The following is a 25696-nucleotide window of genomic DNA, read 5'->3' as shown; positions in this document are numbered from 1 at the left end:
GCTGGCGATTAACCGGCGAGCGATTCCCTAACCGCCGCGATCGCCGCATCTGCCTTGTCGGCATCGGGCCCGCCACCTTGGGCCATGTCGGCACGGCCACCGCCACCCTTCCCGCCCAACGCCTCGACTCCCTTGCGAACCAGCTCGACCGCGCTGAAGCGATCGGTCAGGTCGTCCGTAACTGCAACCGCGAACGCCGCCCGACCCTCATTTACCGCTGCAATCGCCGCCACACCCGAACCAATGCGCTTCTTCGCCTCATCCAAAAGCCCGCGCAATTCCTTGGGATCCATGCCCTGCAGAACTTGTCCGGAAAATGCGATGCCGCCGACATCTTCGTCCGCCGGAGCAGCGGCCCCGGCGCCACCGGTCCCGGCCAGAGCCAGCGCCTTCTTCGCCTCTGCCAGTTCACGCTCAAGCCGTTTACGATCATCGATCAGGGCCAGCACGCGTCCGGTCACTTCGTCCGGTGCCGCCTTCATTGCCGACGCTATCGCCTTCAATGCATCTTCACGCCCGACGAGCCAATCGCGAGCCGCTTCGCCGGTCAGCGCCTCGATGCGACGCACGCCCGATGAAACCGCGCTTTCCGAAATGATGCGGAACACAGCAATGTCGCCCAGCGCGTTGACATGGGTGCCGCCACACAGTTCGACCGAATATGCTTTTGTGTCCGGATTTTTGCCCATCGTCAGCACGCGTACTTCATCGCCATACTTTTCGCCGAACAGCGCCATCGCGCCAGCCTCGATGGCGTCATCGGGGCTCATCAGCCGCGTCGTGACGGGTTCGTTGCTGCGGATCTGGGCGTTTACTTCCGACTCGATAGCGCGAATGTCGGCATCGGTCAGAGCCTTGGGATGCGAATAATCGAACCGCAGGCGATCGGCAGCGACCAACGAACCCTTTTGCGTGACATGCTCGCCAAGCCGGTGGCGCAGTGCCGCATGCAAGAGGTGCGTCGCCGAATGGTTGGCACGAATGGCATCTCGCCGAACGACATCGACCGACATGTGGACCGTGTCGCCAACCGCGATCGTGCCGCTTTCGATCGTGCCGTGATGGGCGTTCAGCCTGCCGAGCGGCTTGGAGGTGTCGCCGACCTTAACTGACAGCCCTTCCTTGCCGGTGATTATGCCCGCGTCACCCGACTGCCCGCCGCTTTCGCCATAAAATGGGGTCTGGTTGGTGAGGACGACGACATCCTGTCCGGCCTGCGCCGTTTGCACTTCGGCGCCGTCGATCAACAATGCGACAACCTGCCCTTCGCCATCGGTGGCAGTGTATCCGGTGAATTCGGTGGCGCCTTCGCGCTCGGCGATATCGAACCACACTTCGCCAGATGCCGCATCGCCACTGCCCTTCCACGCGGCACGTGCGGCGGCCTTCTGTTGGGCCATCGCCGCATCGAACCCGTCGCGATCGACGCCAATTCCCCGAGAACGCAGGGCATCTTCGGTCAGGTCGTAGGGAAAGCCGAACGTGTCGTAGAGCCGGAACGCGGTTTCGCCGGGCAATTCAGCACCTTCGGCCATGTCGATCGTCGCTTCGTCAAGCAACCTGAGCCCCTTGTCGAGCGTCTGGCGGAAACGCGTTTCCTCACGCTCCAACACTTCGCTGATCAGTGCCTGCGCGCGTGAAAGTTCGGGATAAGCCTGACCCATTTCCGCCACGAGCGAAGGGACCAGGCGGTGCATCAAGGGCTCGCTTGCACCAAGGATATGCGCGTGGCGCATAGCGCGGCGCATGATGCGGCGCAGGACATAGCCGCGCCCTTCATTCGACGGCAGGACGCCATCGGCAAGCAGGAAGCTGGTCGAGCGCAGGTGATCGGCGATCACCCGGTGGCTGGCGCGTTGCGGGCCTTCGGCCCTGACTCCGGTCATGCTTTCGGACGCCGAGATCAGCGCTTTGAACACGTCGATGTCGTAGTTGTCGTGTACGCCCTGCATCACGGCGGAAATACGTTCCAACCCCATGCCAGTGTCGATCGAAGGCTTGGGCAAAGCCTCTCGGTTGCCGTCGGCCTTTTGCTCGAACTGCATGAAGACGAGGTTCCAGATCTCGATGAAACGGTCACCGTCTTCATCGGGCGAACCCGGCGGGCCACCGGCAATATGCGCGCCATGATCGTAGAAAATTTCGCTGCACGGACCGCACGGCCCGGTATCGCCCATCGACCAGAAGTTGTCCGACGTCGGGATTCGAATGATCCTTTCGTCAGGAAGCCCGGCGATCTTCTTCCATAGCGCGAACGCCTCGTCATCGGTGTGATAGACCGTCGTCGTCAGCTTGTCTGCCGGGATGCCCCATTCCTTGGTCAGCAATGTCCACGCATGGACGATCGCCTGCTCCTTAAAATAGTCTCCGAACGAAAAATTGCCGAGCATTTCGAAGAAAGTGTGATGTCGGGCCGTATAGCCGACATTGTCGAGATCGTTGTGCTTCCCGCCCGCGCGTACGCACTTTTGCGACGAAGTTGCGCGCGGTGGATCGCGTGTTTCAAGTCCCGTAAAAACGTTCTTGAACGGCACCATGCCCGCGTTGACGAACATCAGCGTCGGATCGTTATACGGCACCAGTGGCGCCGAATGGACTTTCTCGTGCCCGGCCTTGCTAAAATAGTCGAGGAAGGACGTGCGGATGTCGTTGGTCGATGTCATGCCAAGGCAGTTAGGCGACCCGCGCTTTTGCGACAAGATCGAACATGTCGACTATTCCCGGTCATGAGTATCGCCAAAACCGATCGGATCGATCGAAACATATCTATAAGCCGAAAAATGAAAGGGCGGCCCCGGCGATATGCCGGACCCGCCCCACCAGGACCTATCAAGACCTTGAACTAAGGAACTATCATTCCTCTTCGTCGGGGCCGGTCATCATCTTTTCGGCAACCACCTCGGTCTTGCCGCGGATTGCCTCTTCGAGCTTTGCGCAAAGCTCGGGATTTTCCTTGAGGAAAGTTTTCGAGTTTTCGCGTCCCTGCCCGATGCGAATCGAATCATAGCTGAACCAGGCACCCGACTTTTCGACGATGCCCGCTTTCACGCCGAGATCGAGGATCTCACCGATCTTTGAAATGCCCTCGCCGTACATGATGTCGAATTCGACCTGCTTGAACGGCGGCGCGACCTTGTTCTTCACGACCTTGACCCGCGTCGCATTGCCGACGATTTCGTCGCGATCCTTGATCTGGCCGGTGCGGCGGATATCGAGCCGGACAGAAGCATAAAACTTGAGTGCGTTGCCGCCCGTCGTCGTCTCAGGGTTGCCGTACATCACGCCGATTTTCATGCGCAGCTGGTTGATGAAGATCACCATGCACTTCGAACGGTTGATCGAACCGGTCAGCTTGCGCAACGACTGGCTCATCAGGCGGGCCTGAAGCCCGACGTGGCTGTCGCCCATCTCGCCTTCGATCTCTGCCCGCGGCACGAGTGCGGCGACCGAATCGACCACCAGCACGTCGATGGCATTGGATCGAACCAGAGTGTCGGTGATTTCCAACGCCTGCTCACCGGTGTCGGGCTGAGAGACGATCAGTTCGTCGATGTTGACGCCCAGCTTCTTGGCATAAACCGGATCCAGCGCATGTTCGGCGTCGATGAAAGCGGCCGTACCACCGTTCTTCTGCGCTTCTGCGATCACGTGCAGGGCCAGGGTCGTCTTACCCGAGCTTTCGGGCCCGTAAATCTCGATAACGCGCCCCTTAGGCAGGCCACCGACGCCCAATGCTATATCGAGCCCCAACGATCCGGTAGAAATCGTCTCGATGTTCATCGTCTCTTTCGAGCCGAGTTTCATCGCCGATCCCTTGCCAAAGGCACGGTCGATTTGAGCGAGAGCAGCGTCTAGCGCTTTTTGCCGGTCCACGTTGCTTTCCTTGTCCACCAACTTGAGATTCGCAGCCATCTTCTCGAACTCCGCATCGTTTACGCCCCCGATCAGATGACCGGCTGAGAACGATGTATCCCATTTGTTCTAGTGGAACAAGGGGAGAACGAAAATTACCGCGACGGTTCCGCGGTGCCATTTAACATGTTAGGTCGGTTGACGCGTTGCGCCCAGTACCGATGCGACCTTTTCCCCGATCTGTGCGACCGAAAAAGGCTTTGGTAGGAAATACATGGACGCAATGTCGATCTCGCGCCGCAATTGTTCCTCGGCATAGCCGGACATGAACAGAACGGGCATGTCGGGCCGTAACTTGCGAATCTCTCGCGCCATGGCCGGCCCGTCCATTGTCGGCATCACAACATCTGACAGAACGAGGTCGAATTCGGCGCCACCACGCACGTGTTCAAGCCCCTCCTCACCGTCGGCCGCGGTGGTCACGGTGTATCCTTGGCGCACCAGCGCACGTTCTGCGACGGCGCGCACCGTGTCTTCGTCCTCCACCAACAGGATCTTGCCGGTCCCGCCAAAGGCCGCGCGCGGTTCGGCCTCGCGCTTCGGTTCGGGCGGTGCTTCGCCGGCCAAGGTGGCATCGACCGGCAGATAGACGCAGAAACGGGCGCCCTCACCCGGCTCGCTGTCGGCGAAGATGAACCCGTCGGACTGCTTCACGATGCCGTAGACGGTCGATAGGCCGAGGCCGGTGCCCTTGCCGGTTTCCTTTGTCGTGAAGAACGGCTCGAAAATCTTTCCGAGCATGTCCGCCGGAATGCCCTCACCGGTGTCTTCGACAACCAGCGCGGTATAGTTGCCCAGCGGAAGAATCTCGTTCTTCAGCGCGCGAACATCGCGTGGCGTGACCTTGCGGGTAGAAATCGTGAGCGTTCCAACTTCGCCCTTGGCCAGCATCGCGTCGCGCGCATTGACGGCAAGGTTCACGATGACTTGTTCGAGCTGCTGCGGATCGGCCCGCACCGCGCCCAGCGCGCGGTCGTGCTTGACCTCCAATCGGATCTTTTCGCCTATCAGCCGCTTCAGCAGGGCAGAAACTTCGGACACGACATCGGGCAATTGCAACACTTGGGGCCGCAGGGTTTGTTGCCGCGAAAATGCGAGCAATTGCCGCGTCAACGATGCCGCGCGGTTGGAATTGGCCTTGATCTGCTGGATGTCGTCGTAATCGCTGTCACCCGGCGCATGGCGCAGCAGCATGAGATCGCAATAGCCGATGATCGCGGTAAGCACGTTGTTGAAGTCATGCGCGACACCGCCGGCAAGCTGCCCGACAGCCTGCATCTTGGTCGCTTGCGCCACCTGCCGCTTGAGCCGCGTTTCTTCGGTCGTGTCCTTCAGGCTGAGCAGGACCGCCGCTTCGCCAAGCCCGCGCACGCCTGCAAGGCTGAGCGTTACGGGTTCTTCTGCGCTGGCGTGGAGCCGGACCGGCAATGCCCCCGAACTCGGCGTGCCAGCTGCATGGCGCCGGATCGAATCGGCGAGCGCGCCTTTATCCTCGCGCACCACGAGATCGGACGGAAACGGCGGGATTTCGCCAACCGTTTCGAGCCCTGCGGCGCGGCGGAAGGCCTTGTTCGCAAAAAGGAACCGCCCGTCACGATCGGTCATCGCCAGACCAAGGGGAAGCAAAGCCAACAAGCTTTCGATTTCAGGCAACGCCGCCGAATTTCCCGCGTGCAGGCCGCCTTCGATGATCAAAAACAGAACCGGCGCGTCACGCCCGTTCGCCATCGAAAGGTCGGGATCGACAACAGGCAAATGGATCAGACGTAAGTCTTCGCCGCTGGTACCTTCGCGCGCATAGTAAATGCGGTCGTAATCGTCCGCCGTCAGATACTCGACGAATTCCCGGCCGACGAGGTTTTCGGGGCGGTCGGCAGCGGCGCGGCGGGCGAAATCGGCATTGGCGCCAAGGATTTCACCCTCCGCGCTGACGGCGACCGCCTGGATGCCGGCCGCGCCCAGTGCCCGGCCAAGCTTGTCGTCAAGCTGTCGCACAAGCCGCGCGCCAAGATCCACCATTTCGACAGGAGCGAATTCCCAGACGAGGTGGTTCTGGCCCCGTCCCGCGCGGCGCAAGTCCGCATGCCAGCGCCCGCTCGTGCCGACGAGCAGCGATACGCTCGCTTCGCCCGCGCGCCACGCCTCTCGCGCAGCTTCGACGAGCCGAGTCTGCGATTCCTCGTCCAGCGCCAATTGCGGCGGAGCGTTATAGAACCCGAACCATTCGCCATAACGCGTGTTGGCGCACACGACCTTGCCGCTGCGTTCGGTGATTACAGTTGCCACATCGGGACGCTCGATCGCGGCGACGGTCACCGACCAGTCGGGAGGTGCGAGCTTTTCTTCGGCATCCACCGGCACGCGCCTGACCGCCGCGCGCATCACCGCGACAAATGCGACCAGCGCTCCGGCATAGGCGACGGTTAGTTGCCACAAGTCCGTCATCAACTGGACCGCCACCGCGCTGGCGAGCACGGCGGTGCCGATCAGGACCCAATCCGGCACACTGCGCCGCGGCGGTTCCCGGAGCGGTCCGAACATCAGAGCTCCGCTTCGGCTTCGGCGTGAACATGGGCATGGGCATGGCGCGCGCGCTCGAGCCTTTCGCGGCGCAACCGCATGGCGCGCAACCGCTTACGTCCAATCCACCAGCGCCATGCCCAGGCAGAAACCAGATAGCTGACCGCGCTGCAAACCGATGCCAAAGCGACGAGCCCAAACGCGGTGACCAGCGTCTCTCCGGTCAGCCATTCGAGAAACTTGTCGAATTCGGTCTGCTGCATGGCCGCGCTGAACGGCGCAACCTGCGTGACTTCATCCATGCGAAGCAGGACGGTGCCGAGCCAGTTGGCAAACCACCAGACGAACGGCGTCGTTATGGGATTGGTGATGAACGTCAGCGCGGCGGCCACCGGAACGTTGGCGCGAAACGGCAAAGCGAGCATGGCCGCAACGAAAATCTGCCCCAACGGAATGATGATACCCGCAGCAATGCCCAGCGCCACGCCACGCGGCACCGACCGCCGGGTGAAGCGCCAGAGTTCGGAACGCAGCACGCGATGCGCATAAGGACGGATGAAGCGGTTGCGCTCCATCTGTTCGCGAGTCGGCATCTTCGACCGCGCCCAACCCGCAAAGCGGCTGGCAAAGCCCTTGGTCATGAACCTCTTTCTTGCCGTCACGACCGGACAATCAACCCGGTCACTACCCCCCAATAGCGAACAACAGATACACGGCTGGTGAACGCCTACGCAAATATCATGCCCGGCCCAACGTGACTTGTCATCAACAGGGCGCTTTCCTCAGCCCCAAAGCCAGCGCGGTCACGCCGGCGAAACTTCGGTCATCCGTGTTCGCGCATGACCCGCGCCTTGTCCCGTTTCCAGTCGCGGTCCTTCACCGTAGCCCGCTTGTCGTGCGCCTGCTTGCCTTTGGCCAGCGCCAGTTCGACTTTTGCCCGGCCCTTGGAATTGAAATAGACCGACAGCGGCACGAGCGTCATGCCCTTGCGCTCCACCGAACCGAACAGCTTCTCGATCTCGCGGGCATGGAGCAGCAGCTTGCGCGGGCGCTTCGGCACGTGGTTGAAGCGGTTACCGTGGCTGAATTCCGGCACATTGGCGTTGACGAGCCATACCTGCCCGTCGCGAATTTCAGCATATGATTCAGCGATCGACCCCTCGCCCGAACGCAGCGCCTTTACCTCGGTCCCGGTCAGCGCAATGCCGGCCTCGAACTTGTCTTCGATGAAATAGTCGAACCGCGCGCGCCGATTTTCGGCGACGACCTTGGTTTTTTCGAACGCGATGGGTTTGGGGCGGGCCATGACGCGCATGTAGGAGCATGACGGCAAAAACGGAAGGGTTTCACCGCATTGCCGCACCGATATGCGTTTCGCGGCTTGGGAGGTAGCGTAAACGAGGCGCTGGCCATGGCTCACCATGGAAATGTAGCGATGGGCGACGAGAGTGCGTGCCGATCGCTACGTGTGGCCTCACGTTATCGGGATCAGATCAGTCCCGCGTGCACCAAAGCTGCGTCCACTGCGGCCTTGGCTTTTTCCGAACACTTGACCAGCGGCAGGCGCAAGTCATCGGTCATCCAGGCGTGCACGCGCGAAAGGGCGTATTTGCACGGCGCGGGGCTCGCATCCTCGAACATCGCGTAATGGAGCGGGTAAAGCAGATCGTTGATTTCACGCGCGCGGGTGAAATCGTTTTCGACGCAGGCCTGCTGGAATTCGGCGCACAGCTTTGGCGCGACATTGGCGGTCACCGAAATGCAGCCCGAGGCACCCGCCGCGTTCGCTGGCAGCGACAGTTCGTCATCACCCGAAAGCTGGCAGAAATCCGGACCGATGCCCATGCGATGATCGACCACCCGCGACAGATCGCCGCTCGCGTCCTTGATGCCGACGATCCCGTCGGGAAACCGCTTCGCCAGTTCGCATACCGTCTCGGGCTCTATATCCGTCACCGTGCGGCCCGGCACGTTGTAAAGCACGATCGGCAGATCGCAGTTTTCGGCCAGATGCGAAAAATGGGCGATCAGCCCGGCTTGGCTGGGCCGGTTGTAATATGGCGCTACAACGAGTGCCGCGGTGGCGCCGTAACGTTTCGAAAAGATCATGTGCATCAGCGCATTGGCAGTATCGTTGGAACCGCATCCGGCGATGACCGGAACCCGCCCCGCCGTATGTTCGACGCAGATTTCGATGACGCGATGGTGTTCGGCATTCGTAAGCGTCGAAGCTTCCCCTGTCGTGCCGCACGGCACCAATCCGTTCGAGCCGTTCTCGATCTGCCAGTCGATCAGCTGCCGAAAGGCGGATTCGTCGACCGAACCGTCACGAAAAGGCGTCACGAGAGCGGGAATGGACCCTGAAAACATCGAGAAAGGCTCCGCAAAAAGTGCTATTGTTGTTCGTAAGTCTTGATTGGTTAACACGGAACGATGCGCTTGAGTTAATCGTTCAGGGTTACCCGTTCAGGGGCTGATAAGGAGGGTTTCCCTATAATGTCCAGTATGGGAAAAAATCGATATTCTTCATTCGCTCGCGCCGGTGTCCTTGGCATCGTGCTTGGCGGGCTATCCGCGTCACCTGCGTTCGCTCAGGATGCGCCGGGCCAGACGCAGGTTTTCGGTGATATCAAGTGGAGCCCGTCCGACTGGGACAAGGCACGGATGCGCAGCATGGCCGCCCGGACCGGACCGATGACTTATGCGATCAGCCGGTGGAACCAGCTTGTGGCGCAGAACGGCGGTTCGTTCGAGGAATATGCCGGATTCATCAGTCAATATCCCGGTTTTCCGCGACAGGATCTGTTACAGGGCAAGGCAGAGGCCGCATTGGTCGACAAATATGTCGAACCGGGCCGTCTTGTTGCCTTTTTCGATCGCAATCCCCCGCTCACCAACGTTGCCCGCGCCCAATATGCGCTCGCCTTGCGCTCGCTGGGAAGGTCGGAAGCGACGGCCGTTGCGACCGAGGCATGGCGGGGTGGCAAGATGTCGCCCACAGCCGAAGCGACGGTCGCTGCGATGTTCGGCAATAATTTCAGCGAGAACGATCAGGTCGCGCGGATGAACGAGTTGCTGTGGCAAGCCGATAGGGAAGCTGCTCAGCGCCAGATCATGCGCGTCAGCGGCGCATCGCGCGGCTTGCTGATGGCGCGGCTTGCGACCTTGCAGGGGCAGGACCCGCTGGCCGTAGGGCTGACCGTTCCGCAAGACGCGAGCGGCGATCCGGGTTGGCTTTACAACCGGGCACGGCAATTGCGCACCACCGGACAGGGTTCGGCTGCGCGCAATCTCTTGGCGAATGCTCCGGTGCTTTCGCACACGCCTATCGATCCGCAAGCGTTCGTCACCGAACTGCGGCTTCAGGCGGGCGACGCCCTGGCTATGGGCGACACGGCAACGGCGGTTCGCATCGCCCGGCGCGCCGCCCAAGCCTTTGCGCCCGATGCCGACGTGTCGAAAATGTCGAGCGGCATCCGCGACGAATACGAAAAGCTGTTCTACCCGCTTGGCGAAGCCGCGCTCGCCCGTGGCGATGCGCGCAGCGCTGCGGACATGTTCGAAACTTATGCGAGGAGCCAGCGCACAGCACCCGCCCGCACAAAAGGTTTCTATTTCGCGGGCCTGGCCGGTGACAAGTCGGGGGCGCAGGATGTCGCGCGGCGCAATTACGAAGCCGCGGCCGCATTCCCGGATCAGTTTTATGGCCAGCTCGCGCTGGAGAAACTGGGTCGCAAGCTCGAAGTTCCGGTCGGCACCCTGCCGATGCCCTCGATGGCCAAGCGCGCTGAATTCAATGCTCGCCCGCTGGTTCAGGCCGCGCGCGAAGTCGGGCGGATCGGCGATTGGCGCACGGCGGTGTATTTCTTCCGCGAACTGGGCCAGCAGGCGCAGACGACCGAGGATTTCTCGCTCATCGCCGAATTGGCGCGTGATATGGGACGCCGGGATCTTGGCGTCATCGCCGGGCGCGAAGCTTCGACCGCGCAGGTCTACGCCTTTTCCAAATACGCCTTCCCGCGCATCGATGTGCCGATGGGGACGAGCAACTGGTCGATGATCCACGCGATCAGTCGCCAGGAAAGCCAGTTCGCCACCGATGCGATGAGCCACGCTGGCGCCCGCGGATTGATGCAGCTTATGCCCGGCACTGCGCAGGAACAGGCGGGCAAAATGTACCTCAGTTACAACCGAGAGGCGCTGATCGCCGATCCTCAGTATAACGTGAAGCTTGGTGCCGGGTACTTTTCCCGAATGATGAACACGTTTGGCGGGTCCTATCCGCTTGCCGTCGCGGCTTATAATGCCGGGCCGGGAAATGTCGGCAAATGGCTGCGCACCAACGGCGATCCGCGCAAGGGCGAGATTGGCTGGGTCGAATGGATCGAGGCGATCCCGTTCACCGAAACGCGCCGCTATGTCGCGCGGGTGCTTGAGAACGCGGCCTATTACGATGCGCTCTACCCCGAATCCGGCAACCGAAGCGGCCCGTATCCGCTGAGTTATTACCTTGGGAAACGCCCGGGTCAGTAATGGCCCCGGCGCTCACCCCGCGCTAGGGATGGCGCGATGAGCGAACCGATCAAGGTCAAGGGCAATCCGATAACGCCCGCGGGGTACGCCACCCTGCGGGCACGTTACGACGTATTGCTGGGCACCGAACGCCCGAAAGTCGTCGACATCGTCAGCTGGGCCGCAGGGAACGGCGACCGTAGCGAAAACGGCGATTACATTTACGGGCGCAAGCGATTGCGCGAGATCGATCGCGAATTGTCACACCTTTCCCGCCGGATGAAAGCGGCCCGCGTCGTCAATCCCGCGGATCAACCCGACACGACCCGCGTGTTTTTCGGCGCCACCGTCACCATCGCGGACGAGGACAATGTGCATCGCACCGTCACCATCGTTGGCGATGACGAAGCGGATGCGGGAAAGAGCCTGATCGGCTGGGGCTCCCCCCTCGCCCGCGCCTTGCGCGGGTCCAGCGTAGGCGACTTGCGCTCCGTGCACCTGCCTGCGGGCGACAAAGAGTGGGAGGTCATGTCCATCGCTTATGGCTAAATGGATGATAGCCTTGGCGACGCTTGTCGCAGTGCCCGGACTGGCGGCTCAGGCCCAATCGGCGCCAAAGGCCGTGTCGGTTCATTCGGGCTGGGGCGCGTTTCGCGATGGTGAGAGGTGCTATGCCATCGCCTTGGCCGAACCCACCCCATATGCCCGCGAACGCCAGCCTTTTGCCAGCGTCAGCGTCGCGCCCGGCGCGGAACGGTTCACCATGCGCCTGTCGCGCACCATCGCACGAGATGCGATCGTCACGCTGGATGTCGGGAACCGCCGCTTTCGCCTGAACGGCGGCGGCGACAGCGCGTGGGGAAAGGATAGTGCTGCGGATGTCGGTGGCGGGAACGAGGCGATTGTCGCCGCAATGCGCAGCCGCGACACGATGACCGTCGGTGCCCGCGATACGCAAGGGCGCCTGTTTCGCGATGCCTACCGACTAAAAGGCGCGCCAACGGCAATCGATGCCGCAATCATCGCATGTAGTCGCTAGCCGATCGTTCGAACCGGCAACGCATACGAAAACGCGGGCCGGTTACCCGACCCGCGCTTTTTCGCAATGGGACTGCGTTTCAGATTAGAAGCGCATGCCGATCGAAGCCACGACCTGATGACGATCGGTGTCGATATCGAACCGCTCGCTGTCGGTCATTTCGCCGTTTTCGAATTCACCTTCTTTGTAGGTCGAGTAGCGATACTCGATCTTGGTGAACATGTTGTCGCTCATCGCATACTCAAGGCCTGCGCCTGCGCGCCAGCCGTCGGTGTTGATGTCCTGCTCCAGCTCAGTTTCGCCGTCGGTCGCAAGGACGTTGAACTTCGTGTTGGTGTAGCCACCCTTCACGTATGCAAGGAGGTCGGGAGCGACCTTGGCGCCAAGACGGGCACCGACATAGAGGTCACGACCCGTGTCGACGCGACCAAGGCCGAAACCTTCGTAATCGCCGCCATCGCTGAATTCGGTCTTGGCGGTCGAATCGGTGTACTCACCTTCGATACCAAGGACCAGGCCGCCCATATCCATGTCGTAACCGATGCCAACGCCATAAAGCAGGCCGTCGATGTCCTGATCGTCCTGATCGTTGAGTTCGTTATCCGAAGTGGAACCAGCCTGCGACGCGTCATAGCCGATGATGGCTTCAACGCGCGGACCAGAAAAGTTTCCGCCCTGCATGTTCTGAGCAGCGGCAGGCATGGCAATGGCACCGAAAGCGGTACCGGCGACGAGCAGTGCAACAATCTTTTTCATAACAACTCCAATTATTTCCCTCATGCCCCTTTTGGGAGGCTGGACCACGGAAATGATTGAATGAGCTGACTTGTTTCATGAACATGAGACAACGTTTCGCTTCATCGTAAAAAAGGCTCGTTTTGTCGTTGAAGCGTGCTGCAATTGCGATGAGTTACGCTGCATTGCACAATTTCCTGAAACGGGACTTGAAACGCGCCTCCATACGCCCTTTGCCAGACAGCCGTTCGTGCCTATATGCCGCGCCATGCAGATGAACATGTCCGTCCCGGGCCACATTGATCCCGTCCCCGTCCCGCGAGAGGTGACCCCGCGTGCAGACGGTCTGATTGACCTGCTCGGCTTGCCGAAGAAGCAGATCGCCGCCCTGTTCGAACAGGCAGGCCTCGATGCCAAGGCGGCAAAACTGCGCAGCAAGCAGGTTTTTCACTGGATCTACCATCGCGGTGTTTCGGAATTCGAGGCGATGACCGACATCGCCAAGACCATGCGTCCGTGGCTGACCGAACGGTTCGTCATCGCCCGCCCCGAAGTGGTGGAAGCGCAGCATTCGACCGACGGCACGCGTAAATGGCTTTTGCGCACGGCCGACAGCCACGATTACGAAATGGTGTTCATCCCGGACGCGGACCGGGGAACGCTGTGTGTATCGAGCCAGGTCGGATGCACGCTCAACTGCCGGTTCTGCCACACCGGCACCATGCGCCTTGTCCGTAACCTGACCCCCGGTGAAATCGTGGGACAGGTCATGTTGGCCCGCGACGCGCTGGGCGAATGGCCCAAGGGCCGGATGGACGGCCTCGACGATGCGGAGGACGAGGGCAACTACAGCTCCGACGGACGCCTGCTGACGAACATCGTGATGATGGGCATGGGCGAACCGCTGTACAATTTCGACAATGTCCGCGACGCGCTGAAAATCGTCATGGATGGCGACGGGCTGGCCCTGTCTAAACGGCGCATAACGCTTTCCACCAGCGGCGTCGTGCCGATGATGGCGCGTTGCGGCGACGAAATCGGCGTGAACCTTGCCGTATCGCTCCACGCGGTGAGCAAGGACGTGCGCGACGAGATCGTGCCGATCAACAAGAAGTACGGGATTGAGCAGCTGCTGCAGGCTTGCGCCGATTACCCCGGCGCATCGAATGCGCGGCGCATCACGTTCGAATACGTGATGTTGCGGGACAAGAACGACAGCGACGACGATGCGCGCGAATTGGTTCGCCTGATCCGCAAGTACGACCTTCCGGCCAAGGTCAACCTGATCCCGTTCAACCCGTGGCCCGGCGCGACCTACGAATGTTCGACGCCCGAACGCATCCGTTCCTTTTCGAACATCGTCTTCGAAGCAGGCATCAGCGCCCCTGTGCGCACCCCGCGTGGGCGCGACATCGACGCCGCTTGCGGACAGTTGAAGACCTCCGCGGAAAAGAAGAGCCGGGCCGAGCTGGACCGGATCGCCGCCGAAAAGGAAGCGGCGCTGGAGGAGTAGCGCCCTACTCGATCGTCAGGTCGTATTGCGCGCGCGCGGCTTCGATGACGACGCGGTTTTCCAGCACCCACCGGCTCAGTTCCGCAACGGGCATCCACAGCGAACGGCCAAGATCGGTCAGCGCATAATCGACCCGCGGCGGCACCGTGGGCGTCACGGTGCGGCTGACCAGCCCATCGCGCTCAAGGTTGCGCAGGGTGCGGGTCAACATCCTTTGGGAAATGCCGTCAACGGCGCGACGCAGCTCGTTGAAGCGGCGCGGCTCCTCGCCCAGTTTCATGACGACCTGCATCGACCATTTGTCGCCGACGCGCGAAAGCATGTCGGTTACCGCCTGACATGCGCCGAACGATTCGATCTGCGTGGTAACATCCATGTTCCCACCGGACGTTCCTGTGCCTTCTTGCGCGATTGCGGGGGTCATATCCATATCGACCCGGTTATCATTTGATACCGGAGAAATGCAAAGTGAATATCCTGCACATCGACAGCGCCACGACCGGCGCCGCATCGGTCACCCGCGCGCTGACCGCGAAAATCGTCGACAAGCTCACGACCGATAATCCCGACGCCATCGTCGTCTATCGCGATCTGGGCACCGAACCGCTGGCCCATCTCAACCCCGTCATCACCGGCGCGATCCGCTTTCCCGAAGAGGACATGACCGACGACATGAAGGCGGCCGCCGCGACCGAGCGGAAAGTGCTGGACGAATTTCTTGCCGCCGACGTCGTGGTAATCGGCGCGCCGATGTACAATTTCACGATTCCCTCCAACCTCAAATCGTGGATCGACCGGCTTGGCGTTCCGCGCGTAACCTTTCGCTATTCCGAAAACGGGCCCGAAGGGCTGGCCGGAGGACGCCGCGTAATCGTCGCGTCTGCGGCCGGTGGCGCCTATCAGCCGGGCAATGCGCCGCTGACCTTCCACGAAGGCCTGCTCGAAGCATTCCTGAACTTCATTGGCGTGACCGACGTGACCTTCGTGCGCGGCCATGGCGTCGGCGCGGTCGGGCCGGAACAGGCGCTTGCGGATGCGGAAGATCAGATCGCGGCGCTTTGAGCCGAACAACGTGGTGAAAAGCGGGTTAAGCGCATTTCATCGGAACTCCGAAACGCTTCGGCCATTAGACTTTTTCTGAAGGAGCGGTTCATCGCCCGTTCCGGTTCAAGGATGCAATTACTGCGTCAAGCACTGTCAGGGGCCGATTGGCCAAGGGCAGGCGAACGACAGAAAGGATCGACGAATGAAGAAGGGTTTGATCGGAGCCGTGCTGGCAGCAGCCGTCGCGATCCCCGCGGCGCCCGCAATGGCGGATCCGCCGCCATGGGCGCCTGCACACGGTGCGCGCGCCAAACATGGCGGTGGCGATCGCTATTATGCCCCGCGTGCTATGCGTCGCGGCGATCGGTACTGGCGTGGTGACGACGGGCGCTATTATTGCAAACGCGACGACGGCACGACCGGGCTTATCATCGGGGCTGCCGGCGGTGCGCTGCTCGGACGCGAACTTGACGGTGGGCGTGATCGTACTACCGGAACCATTCTGGGTGCCGCGGCAGGGGCCATCATCGGTCGTTCGATTGACCGCGGCGATGCCCGCTGCCGTTGATCGCTTCATTTGATATACTAGCTGAAAGGGCCGGTTGCAGATCGCAGCCGGCCCTTTTGCTTGGCCGTGTGCATTCAGCATGGCCGTTTGCCTGACAGCGCGATTTATGTTCCAAGCATCGTCATGCCCGAAGACGCCCATGTGACCCGCCCCGCTGTGCTCGTTACCGGGGCGGCAAGACGCCTTGGCGCGGCAATCGCGCGCCGCTTTGCGGACGATGGCTGGCACGTCGTCATCCACTACCGTCGCTCCGCGCAAGAGGCAGAGCACCTCGCCGCACAGTTGCCCTGCGCCGAGACGATAGGCTTTGACCTTGCCAACACCGGAGCGGTCGCTGCGGGCGTCGCTGATCTCGCCGCACGGCTCCGCGAATGGCGCACAGTGGTCAATTGCGCTTCACTGTTCGAATTCGACAGCGCCACCGCGATCGATGCACGAACATTCGATCGCGCCATGCAGGTGAACGCCGAAGCGCCCGTCGTGCTGGCGCAGCGTTTTCTGGCCACGGCAAAGGCATCGGCGGGCCGCTGCGTGATCAACGTGCTGGATCAAAAACTTGCGAACATTAACCCCGATTTCTTCAGTTATACCATGGCCAAGGCCGCGCTTGGCGCCGCGACGCAGATGCTGGCCATCGCGCATCGGGACAGCGACGATCGCATATACGGCCTGTCGCCCGGCGCCATGCTGCCCAGTTTCGATCAAGAACCGGGCGAGCATCAAGACAGCGGGCGCATGAACCTGTTGCAGCGATTGACCGACCCGACCGAACTGGCGGACGCGGCGGTTTTCCTTGCCGGCGGAACATTGGCCAGCGGGCAAGTCGTCCACGTCGATTCGGGTCAGCATTTGTTGGAACAGTATCGTGACGTACTGTTCCTGGCGCGGGAGAACACGTGATCCCCATATTGCCTTAATCGTGAAATCGGCGTTTACATCAGATCGTATGAGCGCAACCGAACGTATTCTTTCTCGCTTTTTTTCCAGCATCGTCAAACATGGCACGTTGGAAGTCCATCATGCCAGCGGCCGGAGCGAACGGTTCGGCACGCCTGCGCGGGGTTTCGAGGATGTTACCATCCGACTGGACGCCGGCGCGGCGCGCCAGATCCTGACCGACCCCCGGCTTGGCGCGGCCGAAGCATTCATGGACGGCAAGCTGACGATAGAGCGCGGCGGGATCATGGGACTGATCCACATGCTGCGCGCCAACCAGCCGTGGGACCGGGGCCAGCGCCTGCGCCCTCCAACGGTGATGCGGCGGCTGAGGGACCGGCTCGCCTTTCGCCGCACCGCCACGAACCGGGCGGCGAGTTCCAAATCAAATGTCTCGCACCACTACGACATCGGTAACGACCTCTACCGCCTGATGCTGGATGAGCCGCACATGCAGTATTCGTGCGCCTATTGGCCGGACGAAGGCATGACGCTGGAAGATGCGCAGGATGCGAAGCTGGCGCATATCGCAGCGAAATTGGCGCTAAAGCCGGGGCAGACCGTGCTCGACATCGGGTGCGGCTGGGGTGGGATGGCGATCTATCTCGCGCGCAAGGCCGGGGTGCATGTAACCGGCATCACGCTGAGCGAGGAACAGCTCGCCCTCGCCCGCGAACGCGCCGCGGCAGCCGGCGTGGCGGACAGCACCAGTTTCGAGCTTGTCGATTACCGCGATCTGGCGAAATCGGGACGCCGGTTTGACCGCATCGTTTCGGTCGGCATGTTCGAACATGTCGGCCAGCCGCAATTCGAAACCTATTTCCGCGGCATCGGCAACCTGTTGGAGCAGGACGGCGTGGCGCTGGTCCACACCATCGGCCGCATGGGTCCGCCGGGTATGACCGACGCTTTTACCCGCAAGTACATTTTTCCTGGCGGCTACATCCCAGCCCTGTCCGAAACCATTGCGGCGAGCGAAAAGGTGCGCCTGATCGCCAGCGACGTTGAAACGCTGCGCATCCATTATGCCAAGACGCTGCGCTGCTGGTACGATCGTTGCATCGAACATCAGGCCGAGATCGAAGCGATGTACGATCCGCGTTTCTTCAGGATGTGGACTTTCTATCTTGCCGGTGCGACCGCCGCGTTCGAAAGCGGGGGCATGTGCAATTTCCAGATCCAGTATGTCCGCGACCGCCGCGCCCTGCCCCTGTCGCGCGATTACATGCAGGCGGCGGAAACCGAACTGATGGGGCGCGGCTGACCGGATCGGCTTGATGCCGACTGCGCGCCGGGGCATGGCCCACCGGTGACGATCGCGCCTCCCCCACCCCTAACCCGTCGCGCCGTGTTCGCGCAGGCGTGGCCGATCATGCTGGGTCAGGCTTCGGTGCCGCTGGTCGGCATCGTCGATACCGTCGTCATCGGACGCACCGGCGACATCGCCGCCCTGGGCGGAGTGGCGCTGGGCGCGATGATCATCAACCTAGTATTCTGGACATTCGGCTTCCTGCGCATGGGGCTGACTGGCCTTACCGCGCAGGCGCATGGCGCCAACGACTCACCGGAGGTCGAGGCGATGCTGTTGCGCGGGCTGGCCATCGGTGGCGCGCTGGGGCTTGCTCTCCTGCTGTTGCAGGGACCGCTGACGACGATGGCGCTGGCGGTCATGTCTGGCGGCGCGCAGGTCGATGCGCAGGCCGATGCCTACGTCACGGCCCGGTTCTTCGGCGCGCCTGCCGCCCTTGCCGTCTTTGCGATTACCGGCTGGCTGCTCGGCCTTGGCCGGACGCGCGCCGCGCTTGCGCTTCAGGTCGTGATGAACGGAGCCAATGCCGTGCTCGACATCGTATTCGTCTGGGGCCTTGGCATGGGCGCGGGCGGGGTCGGCGCGGGTACGGCCGGGGCGGAATGGATCGCCGTGTTCACCGGCATCGCGATCTGCACCCGTGTCGCAGGCGGCGGCCCGGTCGCGCTGTTGCGGCGAAGCGAGCGTGCGGCGCTCTTCGCCCGTTCGGCGCTTTCCCGCATGTTCGCGGTCAATCGCGACCTGATGATCCGGACCATCGCGCTGTTGCTGACCTTTACGTGGCTCGTGAATGCCGGCGCGCGGCTTGGCGCAACGACACTGGCCGCGAACCATGTCCTGCTGCAATTCATCTCGGTTGCCGCCTTCGTGCTCGATGCTTTTGCCTTCACTGCGGAAGCGCGCATCGGCCAAGCCATCGGTTCGCGATCGCGGGCCCGGTTCGTGCGCGCCGTGCGGCTGACGGGCGAATTCGCCCTGCTGGGCGGCGCGATGCTTGCCTTGACGTTCTGGCTGGGTGGTACGGCGGTGATCGCTTTTATGGTGACCGACATTGCGACAGCGGCAACCGCGCGACAATTCCTTCCCTATGCCGCCGTCGTCCCGCTGTTGGGCGCGCCAAGCTGGATGCTGGACGGCGTGTTTATCGGCGCGACGCAGGGGAAGGCCTTGCGCAATGCCGCCGTCGTCACGACTGTGCTCTACATCGCGCTCGATCTCCTGCTGCGGCCGATGGGCAATACCGGGTTGTGGATTGCCTTTCTTGCCAGCTACCTGCTGCGCGCGGCGACGCTTGGGCCGTACCTTCCCGCACTGTTGCGCGACATTACCGGCAATGAGACGCTTGCGAAGCGCGCGACGCCCGCCTAACCGGCGCGCATGAGCGATTCCATTAAACGCGTCGTCCTTGCATATTCGGGCGGCCTCGACACCAGCGTCATCCTCAAGTGGCTGCAGGTCAGCTACAACTGCGAGGTCGTGACCTTCACCGCGGACCTTGGCCAGGGCGAGGAACTGGAACCTGCGCGCAAGAAGGCGCAGATGATGGGCGTGCCCGAAGAGCACATCTACATTGACGACCTGCGTGAGGAATTCGTCCGCGACTTCGTATTCCCGATGATGCGCGCCAATGCGCGGTACGAAGGGGACTACCTGCTCGGCACGTCGATTGCCCGGCCGCTGATTTCCAAGCGCCTGATCGAGATCGCGCACGAAACCGGCGCCGACGCCATCGCCCACGGAGCGACCGGCAAGGGCAACGATCAGGTTCGCTTCGAACTGTCGGCCTATGCGCTCGATCCCGAAATCAAGATCATCGCACCGTGGCGCGAATGGGACTTGGGATCGCGCACTGCGCTGATCGAATGGGCCGAAAAGCACCAGATTCCGGTGCCCAAGGACAAGCGCGGCGAAAGCCCGTTCTCGACCGACGCGAACCTGCTGCACACTTCGTCAGAGGGCAAGGTGCTCGAAGATCCGTGGGAAGAGACGCCCGATTACGTCTATTCGCGCACGGTGAACCCCGAGGATGCGCCCGACACGCCCGAATATATCGAGATCGGTTTCGAAAAGGGCGACGGCGTTTCGCTGAACGGCGCGGCCATGTCGCCCGCCACTTTGTTGACCGCGCTGAACGAGCTTGGCCGCAAACACGGCATCGGGCGGCTCGACCTTGTCGAAAACCGCTTCGTCGGCATGAAGTCGCGCGGCATGTACGAAACACCCGGTGGCGAGATCTATGCCCGCGCCCATCGCGGGATCGAGCAGATCACCCTGGATCGCGGCGCGGCGCATCTCAAGGACGAGCTGATGCCGAAATACGCAGAGCTCATCTACAACGGATTCTGGTTCTCCCCGGAACGAGAGATGCTGCAGGCGGCGATCGACCATTCGCAAGGCTCGGTAGGCGGCACCGTCCGACTCAAACTGTACAAGGGCATGGCCAGCGTGGTCGGCCGCAAGTCGCCGAACTCACTTTATTCCGAACGCCATGTCACGTTCGAAGATGACGCCGGCGCCTACGACCAGAAGGATGCGGAAGGCTTCATAAAGCTGAACGCCCTGCGCCTCAAGCTTCTGGCCAAACAAGGCCGCTGACGGCTAATTGATCCGGGCCGGTAGCGAACTGGCCCGGATCTGCCGTGCTTTCAGCGATGCGCCGCCACCCGCAGAAATGTTGTCCACTCTTGTCCACCGCGAAAAACGCGATTTGTGGATAAGTCGGCCGTTGCGCGCTTGAACGACTCGCCCGAGAGAGTCACCTTCAGGTTGTCGAACGGGGACGAAATCCTCTTCAGATCGGGCCGAAAGGCTTGAAAAGAAAGAGAATTTAAGAACCAATTGATATGCCGGCGCAAGCCGCGCGAAATGAAAGGCCCAGCGTCGCATCGATCCCTCGTGGATCGTGGATGAGGACCGGACGGATACGCGATGGGCGGCACGGCATGGCCGGATTTCCGGCTCTCTCGTGGACGAGATGGCAAACCCCTCTTGGGAAATGCTGGATCGGGAAAAAGCGATAGAGCCATCATGGAAAGACGGCTTCGGATCTGACCGAGAAACGGAACGGGAGAAGGGAACGCCCTTCTGCGCCGAACCGACCCCCCGGATAGATTCGGATGCCGGCGCGAGCGCCGGGCGACATAGGCCACCGATCGAGAGATCGGATTGCCGAAACGCCGGGCGCCAAGTTCCCTTCGGGACCACGCGTCGGTGAGAGTGGGGCCGGCAGCGATGCCGGCCCCATTTGCGTTCGGGATCACTGCATCATCGAACTTTTATCCGATTCGCCCGCAGGCGTTGGTTCCCGATGATTGGAAATAACCAGGGTCGAATGTGGCGAAACTGAGACGGGCCGAGCGCAATGGCCAACTTTTCCGTGTTATAACTGTCGCATGGACGGGACCAAGATACCAAGCTCCGCACGCGGCATGAGCGCCACTGATTTGCGCCGCCGTATCTCGCGGATCGCGATCGGCTTCGCCTTGGCAAGCCTCGTTCCCGGCACGGCAGCATGGGCAGTTTCCGAGGATGTGCAGGTCGCATCTCCGGGTTTCGAAACCACTATATTGGCGGTCGACGATATTTCCCCGAAACTATCCGTTACCGGGCGCATCGACGGGACTTTCCTTGAGTCGGACGTAATCGCCGACGAAGCTTCCATCGCTGGGACGGATCTCGGCATCGGAAATGCCAGCTGGTATGGCGCACGCTTTGCCGGTCGTCCTACGGCGAGCGGCGAACGCTTCAATCCCACCGAATATACGGCTGCGCATCGCACCCTGCCCTTTGGCAGCAAGGTTCGCGTCACGTCGCCGCGGACTGGCAAGACAATTGTCGTGCGCGTCAACGATCGTGGCCCGTTCCATGGCAATCGCGTTATCGACCTGTCCGAAGCTGCTGCCGAGGCAATCGGGCTCAAGGCACGCGGACAGGATCGCGTGGAGCTCGCTCTTCTTCAGAGTTGAGCTAACCGTCTATTCGGCGACCACTTCCGCTTCTGTGTCGGTCTGAACTGCTTTCGGAACTGCATCCAGATCAGCCTCGGGCTCGCTTTCATCAGCCGGCAGTTCCGGTGCGGCACGTTTTGCGGGAGCCATCAGCCCTACCTGCTGCAGGCACCACCTTAGCTGCTCCATGGCCCTGTCCCGCTTCGCGCCAGACAAGTCGGCCACCGTCAGTTCTTCAGCAGCAAGCTTTGCCGTCGTACATTCGCAGAGCTGGTCCTTTTTCCGGTCGGTAGGTGCAAAACGACCGATAGCATCCTTGCAACTAACGACTTTCTCGGCCCGGACCTCGTCCTCCAGCCCAGGTTGCGCATCGTCGCAACCTGTCAGCGCCAATGCCCCCACCAACATCGCACCTGCCAAAGTCATGCGTGTCATGTCCATCTCCAGATTGTCGAAACCGCCCGAGGTTACTAGCGGACGATGGTAAACACCGCCTTACGATGCATCTGTCCGACGGCCACGCTTTGGTGCCTCGCCCTTATTCGGCAGCTTCCGTAACGACCTTGCCCAACATCGGCGCAAGATACTGGCCGGTGAAACTACGCGGATTTTGCGCGACTTTCTCCGGCGTGCCTTCGGCCACGATCTCGCCCCCGCGAACACCGCCTTCGGGCCCAAGATCCACGATCCAGTCCGCGGTTTTGATGACATCGAGATTGTGTTCGATCACGACGACTGAATTACCCTGCTCGACTAGTCGGTGCAGCACTTCGAGCAGCTTTCGCACATCCTCGAAATGGAGGCCCGTCGTAGGCTCATCGAGGATATAGAGTGTCTGTCCGGTCGAACGCCGCGCCAGTTCCTTGGCTAGCTTGACGCGTTGCGCTTCGCCACCGGAAAGCGTGGTCGCTTGTTGACCGACCTTGACGTAGCCTAATCCGACCTCGTTCAACATGTGCATCTTGTCGCGGATCGGCGGGACCGCCTTGAAGAATCCTTCCGCATCCTCGATCGTCATGTCGAGCACGTCAGCGATCGACAGGCCCTTGAACTTTACTTCCAATGTTTCGCGGTTGTAGCGCTTACCATGACACTGTTCGCAAGTGACGTAGACGTCGGGCAGGAAGTGCATCTCGATCTTGATCAGACCATCGCCTTGGCAGGCCTCGCACCGCCCGCCCTTCACGTTGAAGCTGAAGCGGCCCGGCTTGTAACCGCGCGCTTGCGATTCAGGCAGTCCGGCAAACCAGTCGCGGATATTGGTGAAGGCGCCGGTGTAAGTCGCCGGATTCGACCGCGGGGTGCGCCCGATGGGCGACTGGTCGATCTCGATCACCTTGTCACAGTGTTCGAGGCCCGTAATTTTGTCGTGCGCGCCAGCAACGACGCGCGCGCCGTTCAGCGCCCGCGCCGCGCCGGCATGCAGCGTGTCGATAGTGAAACTCGACTTGCCCGAACCCGAAACGCCGGTGATGCAGGTGAACGTCGCCAGCGGAATGCTGGCGGTCACGTTTTTCAGATTGTTGGCGGTCGCGCCATGGACGGTGATCTGCTTGCCGTTGCCCTTGCGGCGCTTGGCCGGCACCGCGATTTCACGCGTACCGTTGAGATAGGCGGCGGTCAGCGAGTTCGTGGACTTCAGCACCTGCTCCAGCGTACCTTCGGCCACGATCTCGCCGCCATGGACGCCGGCACCGGGACCAAGGTCGACCACGTAGTCGGCCGCGCGGATCGCATCCTCGTCATGTTCGACTACGATGACCGTATTGCCCAGGTCGCGCAGCCGCTTCAGAGTTTCGAGCAGCAGGTCGTTGTCCCGCTGGTGCAAGCCGATCGACGGTTCGTCGAGCACGTAAAGCACGCCCGACAGGCCCGACCCGATCTGGCTTGCCAGCCTGATCCGCTGGCTCTCGCCGCCCGAAAGCGTGCCGCTCGTGCGGTCGAGATTGAGGTAGTCGAGCCCGACGTTGTCGAGGAACCCCAGTCGCTCGTTGATTTCCTTGAGGATGGCTTTTGCGATCTGGTTCTGCGTGCCGTTCAGCCGTTCGGGCAGATCGAGAAACCAGTGCTTCGCGTCGGAAACGCTCATCTTCGTAGGTTCAGCGATATCGGTGCCCGCGATCTTCACCGCCAGCGCCTTTTCGTTGAGCCGCTTGCCTCCGCAAACCTCACACGGCTGCGCCGTCTGGTACTTGCCTAATTCCTCGCGCATCCACGCGCTTTCGGTCTGAAGCAAGCGGCGATTGAGATTGCCGATCACGCCCTCGAACGCCTTCTTGACCGTATATTCCTTGCGCCCGTCCTTGAACGTCAGCGGGATGGCGCGGCCTTTCGTGCCATACAGGATGATATCGCGGATTTCCTTGTCGAAATCCTGCCACGGCGTGGTCAGTTCGAATTCGTATTCCCGGCCAAGGCTTGCAAGAACCTGCATGTAATAGGGCGATGGCGGATTAGATTTTGCCCATGGGACGATGGCGCCCTTTTTCAGGCTCAGCGCTTCATTCGGAACCACCATCTGCGGATCGAACAGGAGCTTTTCGCCCAACCCGTCACAGGCAGCGCAGGCGCCCTGCGGCGCGTTGAACGAAAACAGGCGCGGTTCGACTTCCTCAATCGTGAAGCCGGAAACAGGGCATGCGAACTTTTCGGAAAAAACGATGCGATTGGCCGGAATCCCGGCCCCCTTCATCTGCCCGCCCGTGACGTTCACCCCCTTGTCCTCGTCCTCCCGCCCCGGAACGACGCCCTCTGCCAAATCCACATAGGCTAGCCCCTCGGCCAGCTTGAGCGCGGTTTCGAACGAATCCGCCAGGCGTGTCTCGATCCCGCCCTCGCCATCCTTGCTTGCGCGGACGGCGATGCGGTCGACCACGACTTCGATGTCGTGCTTGTACTTCTTGTCGAGCGCGGGGGCTTCTTCAATGAGGTACATCTCCCCGTCGATCCGAACGCGCTGGAAACCGGCGCGCTGCCATTCGGCCAGTTCCTTGCGATATTCGCCCTTGCGACCACGCACGACGGGAGCGAGCAGGTACAGTCGCGTCCCTTCGGGCAGCGCCATTACGCGGTCGACCATATTCGACACGGTCTGCGCCTCGATCGGAAGCCCGGTCGCCGGGCTGTAGGGCACGCCGACCCGCGCCCACAACAGGCGCATGTAGTCGTAAATCTCGGTCACGGTCGCGACGGTGGAGCGCGGGTTGCGGCTCGTCGTCTTCTGCTCGATCGAAATCGCGGGCGAGAGGCCATCGATGTGTTCGACATCGGGCTTCTGCATCATTTCTAGGAACTGCCGCGCATAGGCGCTGAGCGATTCGACGTAGCGGCGCTGCCCTTCTGCATAGATGGTATCGAACGCCAGGCTTGACTTGCCCGAACCGGACAGCCCGGTAATCACGATCAGCGCGTCACGCGGCAGATCGATGTTGATACCTTTGAGGTTATGTTCGCGCGCGCCGCGGACGGAGATCGTGGTCAGTGCCATGAAGTACCGTGTTCCATTTTTGTTCTGTCATGTAAAGGGGCGTCGGTCCCACGCCGTGTCGTCGGCGAACATGTGGGGTCGGCATCGGCGAATCCAACCGCTGCCTCCTGGATTCGAGCGAACTTCCGGCGAGATGCTTCTTGGCCAGGACGGATGCGAGCTCCATGCATTGCA

The 25696-nt window shown here is 61.6% G+C and carries 21 protein-coding genes; 11 read left to right on the top strand and 10 right to left on the bottom strand.

Annotated features, from left to right (window positions below; all coding sequences use genetic code 11):
* Nucleotides 1–8: 8 nt before the first annotated feature.
* The 6 genes from alaS to dapA all read right to left on the bottom strand — a co-directional run bounded on the left by alaS (nt 9) and on the right by dapA (nt 8802).
* Entirely contained in the window at nt 9–2663 is a 2655-nt protein-coding gene (alaS, locus tag EKN06_RS01425) for an alanine--tRNA ligase (protein WP_127611096.1), read from the bottom strand.
* Between the two features lie 190 nt (nt 2664–2853).
* On the bottom strand, nt 2854–3912 hold the full coding sequence (gene recA / locus EKN06_RS01420) for a recombinase RecA (RefSeq protein WP_127611095.1): 1059 nt from the start codon (nt 3910–3912) through the stop codon (nt 2854–2856).
* Nucleotides 3913–4041: 129 nt separating this feature from the next.
* On the bottom strand, nt 4042–6453 hold the full coding sequence (locus tag EKN06_RS01415; protein WP_127611094.1) for a hybrid sensor histidine kinase/response regulator: 2412 nt from the start codon (nt 6451–6453) through the stop codon (nt 4042–4044).
* Complete coding sequence (locus EKN06_RS01410; protein WP_240654553.1) at nt 6453–7073, bottom strand: DUF2062 domain-containing protein; 621 nt, start codon at nt 7071–7073, stop codon at nt 6453–6455. The genes EKN06_RS01415 and EKN06_RS01410 overlap by 1 nt, the downstream gene beginning before the upstream one ends.
* 182 nt (nt 7074–7255) lie before the next feature.
* Nucleotides 7256–7738: an SsrA-binding protein SmpB gene (gene smpB / locus EKN06_RS01405; RefSeq protein ID WP_127611093.1), complete on the bottom strand. Its 483-nt coding sequence runs from the start codon at nt 7736–7738 to the stop codon at nt 7256–7258.
* Nucleotides 7739–7920: 182 nt separating this feature from the next.
* Entirely contained in the window at nt 7921–8802 is an 882-nt protein-coding gene (gene dapA, locus EKN06_RS01400; RefSeq protein WP_127611092.1) for a 4-hydroxy-tetrahydrodipicolinate synthase, read from the bottom strand.
* A gap of 126 nt (nt 8803–8928) precedes the next feature.
* Here dapA and EKN06_RS01395 point away from each other — a divergent pair, with 126 nt between their 5' ends.
* Genes EKN06_RS01395 through EKN06_RS01385 form a run of 3 tightly spaced genes read left to right on the top strand, consistent with a single transcriptional unit; the run spans nt 8929 to nt 11983 of the window.
* The gene (locus EKN06_RS01395; RefSeq protein WP_240654552.1) at nt 8929–10965 is read left to right on the top strand and encodes a lytic transglycosylase domain-containing protein; all 2037 of its coding nucleotides are present in this window, start codon (nt 8929–8931) and stop codon (nt 10963–10965) included.
* A gap of 36 nt (nt 10966–11001) precedes the next feature.
* Nucleotides 11002–11493: a transcription elongation factor GreB gene (gene greB / locus EKN06_RS01390; RefSeq protein WP_240654551.1), complete on the top strand. Its 492-nt coding sequence runs from the start codon at nt 11002–11004 to the stop codon at nt 11491–11493.
* Between the two features lie 4 nt (nt 11494–11497).
* Nucleotides 11498–11983 carry a hypothetical protein gene (locus EKN06_RS01385; RefSeq protein WP_240654550.1) on the top strand — a complete coding sequence of 162 codons (486 nt, stop codon included), beginning with the start codon at nt 11498–11500 and terminating at the stop codon, nt 11981–11983.
* 84 nt (nt 11984–12067) lie between these two features.
* On the opposite strand, the gene EKN06_RS01380 is transcribed toward EKN06_RS01385, so the two are convergent.
* Complete coding sequence (locus EKN06_RS01380) at nt 12068–12739, bottom strand: outer membrane protein (protein ID WP_127611090.1); 672 nt, start codon at nt 12737–12739, stop codon at nt 12068–12070.
* Between the two features lie 247 nt (nt 12740–12986).
* On the opposite strand from EKN06_RS01380, the gene rlmN reads away from it, so the two are divergent.
* Nucleotides 12987–14231 carry a dual-specificity RNA methyltransferase RlmN gene (gene rlmN, locus EKN06_RS01375; RefSeq protein ID WP_127611089.1) on the top strand — a complete coding sequence of 415 codons (1245 nt, stop codon included), beginning with the start codon at nt 12987–12989 and terminating at the stop codon, nt 14229–14231.
* A 4-nt stretch (nt 14232–14235) separates the two neighbouring features.
* On the opposite strand, the gene EKN06_RS01370 is transcribed toward rlmN, so the two are convergent.
* The gene (locus EKN06_RS01370; protein WP_205693788.1) at nt 14236–14607 is read right to left on the bottom strand and encodes a winged helix-turn-helix transcriptional regulator; all 372 of its coding nucleotides are present in this window, start codon (nt 14605–14607) and stop codon (nt 14236–14238) included.
* A 92-nt stretch (nt 14608–14699) separates the two neighbouring features.
* Between EKN06_RS01370 and EKN06_RS01365 the strand changes: the two genes are divergently transcribed.
* The 7 genes from EKN06_RS01365 to EKN06_RS01335 all read left to right on the top strand — a co-directional run bounded on the left by EKN06_RS01365 (nt 14700) and on the right by EKN06_RS01335 (nt 22053).
* Nucleotides 14700–15293 (top strand): FMN-dependent NADH-azoreductase, encoded by a 594-nt coding sequence (locus EKN06_RS01365; protein ID WP_127611088.1) that lies wholly within the window; start codon nt 14700–14702, stop codon nt 15291–15293.
* Between the two features lie 184 nt (nt 15294–15477).
* Nucleotides 15478–15843: a glycine zipper 2TM domain-containing protein gene (locus EKN06_RS01360; RefSeq protein ID WP_127611087.1), complete on the top strand. Its 366-nt coding sequence runs from the start codon at nt 15478–15480 to the stop codon at nt 15841–15843.
* Between the two features lie 123 nt (nt 15844–15966).
* Nucleotides 15967–16743: an SDR family oxidoreductase gene (locus EKN06_RS01355; RefSeq protein WP_127611086.1), complete on the top strand. Its 777-nt coding sequence runs from the start codon at nt 15967–15969 to the stop codon at nt 16741–16743.
* A 46-nt stretch (nt 16744–16789) separates the two neighbouring features.
* Complete coding sequence (locus EKN06_RS01350) at nt 16790–18043, top strand: SAM-dependent methyltransferase (protein WP_127611085.1); 1254 nt, start codon at nt 16790–16792, stop codon at nt 18041–18043.
* A gap of 84 nt (nt 18044–18127) precedes the next feature.
* Nucleotides 18128–19456: an MATE family efflux transporter gene (locus EKN06_RS01345; protein ID WP_240654549.1), complete on the top strand. Its 1329-nt coding sequence runs from the start codon at nt 18128–18130 to the stop codon at nt 19454–19456.
* A 9-nt stretch (nt 19457–19465) separates the two neighbouring features.
* Nucleotides 19466–20683: an argininosuccinate synthase gene (locus EKN06_RS01340; protein WP_127611084.1), complete on the top strand. Its 1218-nt coding sequence runs from the start codon at nt 19466–19468 to the stop codon at nt 20681–20683.
* Nucleotides 20684–21516: 833 nt separating this feature from the next.
* Entirely contained in the window at nt 21517–22053 is a 537-nt protein-coding gene (locus EKN06_RS01335) for a septal ring lytic transglycosylase RlpA family protein (RefSeq protein ID WP_127611083.1), read from the top strand.
* Between the two features lie 9 nt (nt 22054–22062).
* Here the strand turns inward: EKN06_RS01335 and EKN06_RS01330 are convergent, their stop codons facing one another.
* Nucleotides 22063–22470 carry a hypothetical protein gene (locus EKN06_RS01330; RefSeq protein WP_127611082.1) on the bottom strand — a complete coding sequence of 136 codons (408 nt, stop codon included), beginning with the start codon at nt 22468–22470 and terminating at the stop codon, nt 22063–22065.
* Between the two features lie 103 nt (nt 22471–22573).
* Complete coding sequence (gene uvrA, locus EKN06_RS01325) at nt 22574–25522, bottom strand: excinuclease ABC subunit UvrA (protein ID WP_127611081.1); 2949 nt, start codon at nt 25520–25522, stop codon at nt 22574–22576.
* Between the last annotated feature and the right edge of the window lie 174 nt (nt 25523–25696).

Source organism: Croceicoccus ponticola, assembly GCF_004004515.1.
In the GTDB taxonomy this organism is placed as follows: Bacteria; Pseudomonadota; Alphaproteobacteria; order Sphingomonadales; family Sphingomonadaceae; genus Croceicoccus; species Croceicoccus ponticola.
Note: the sequence above shows the minus strand (reverse complement) of the source record. Positions and strands in the feature narration are given on the sequence as shown.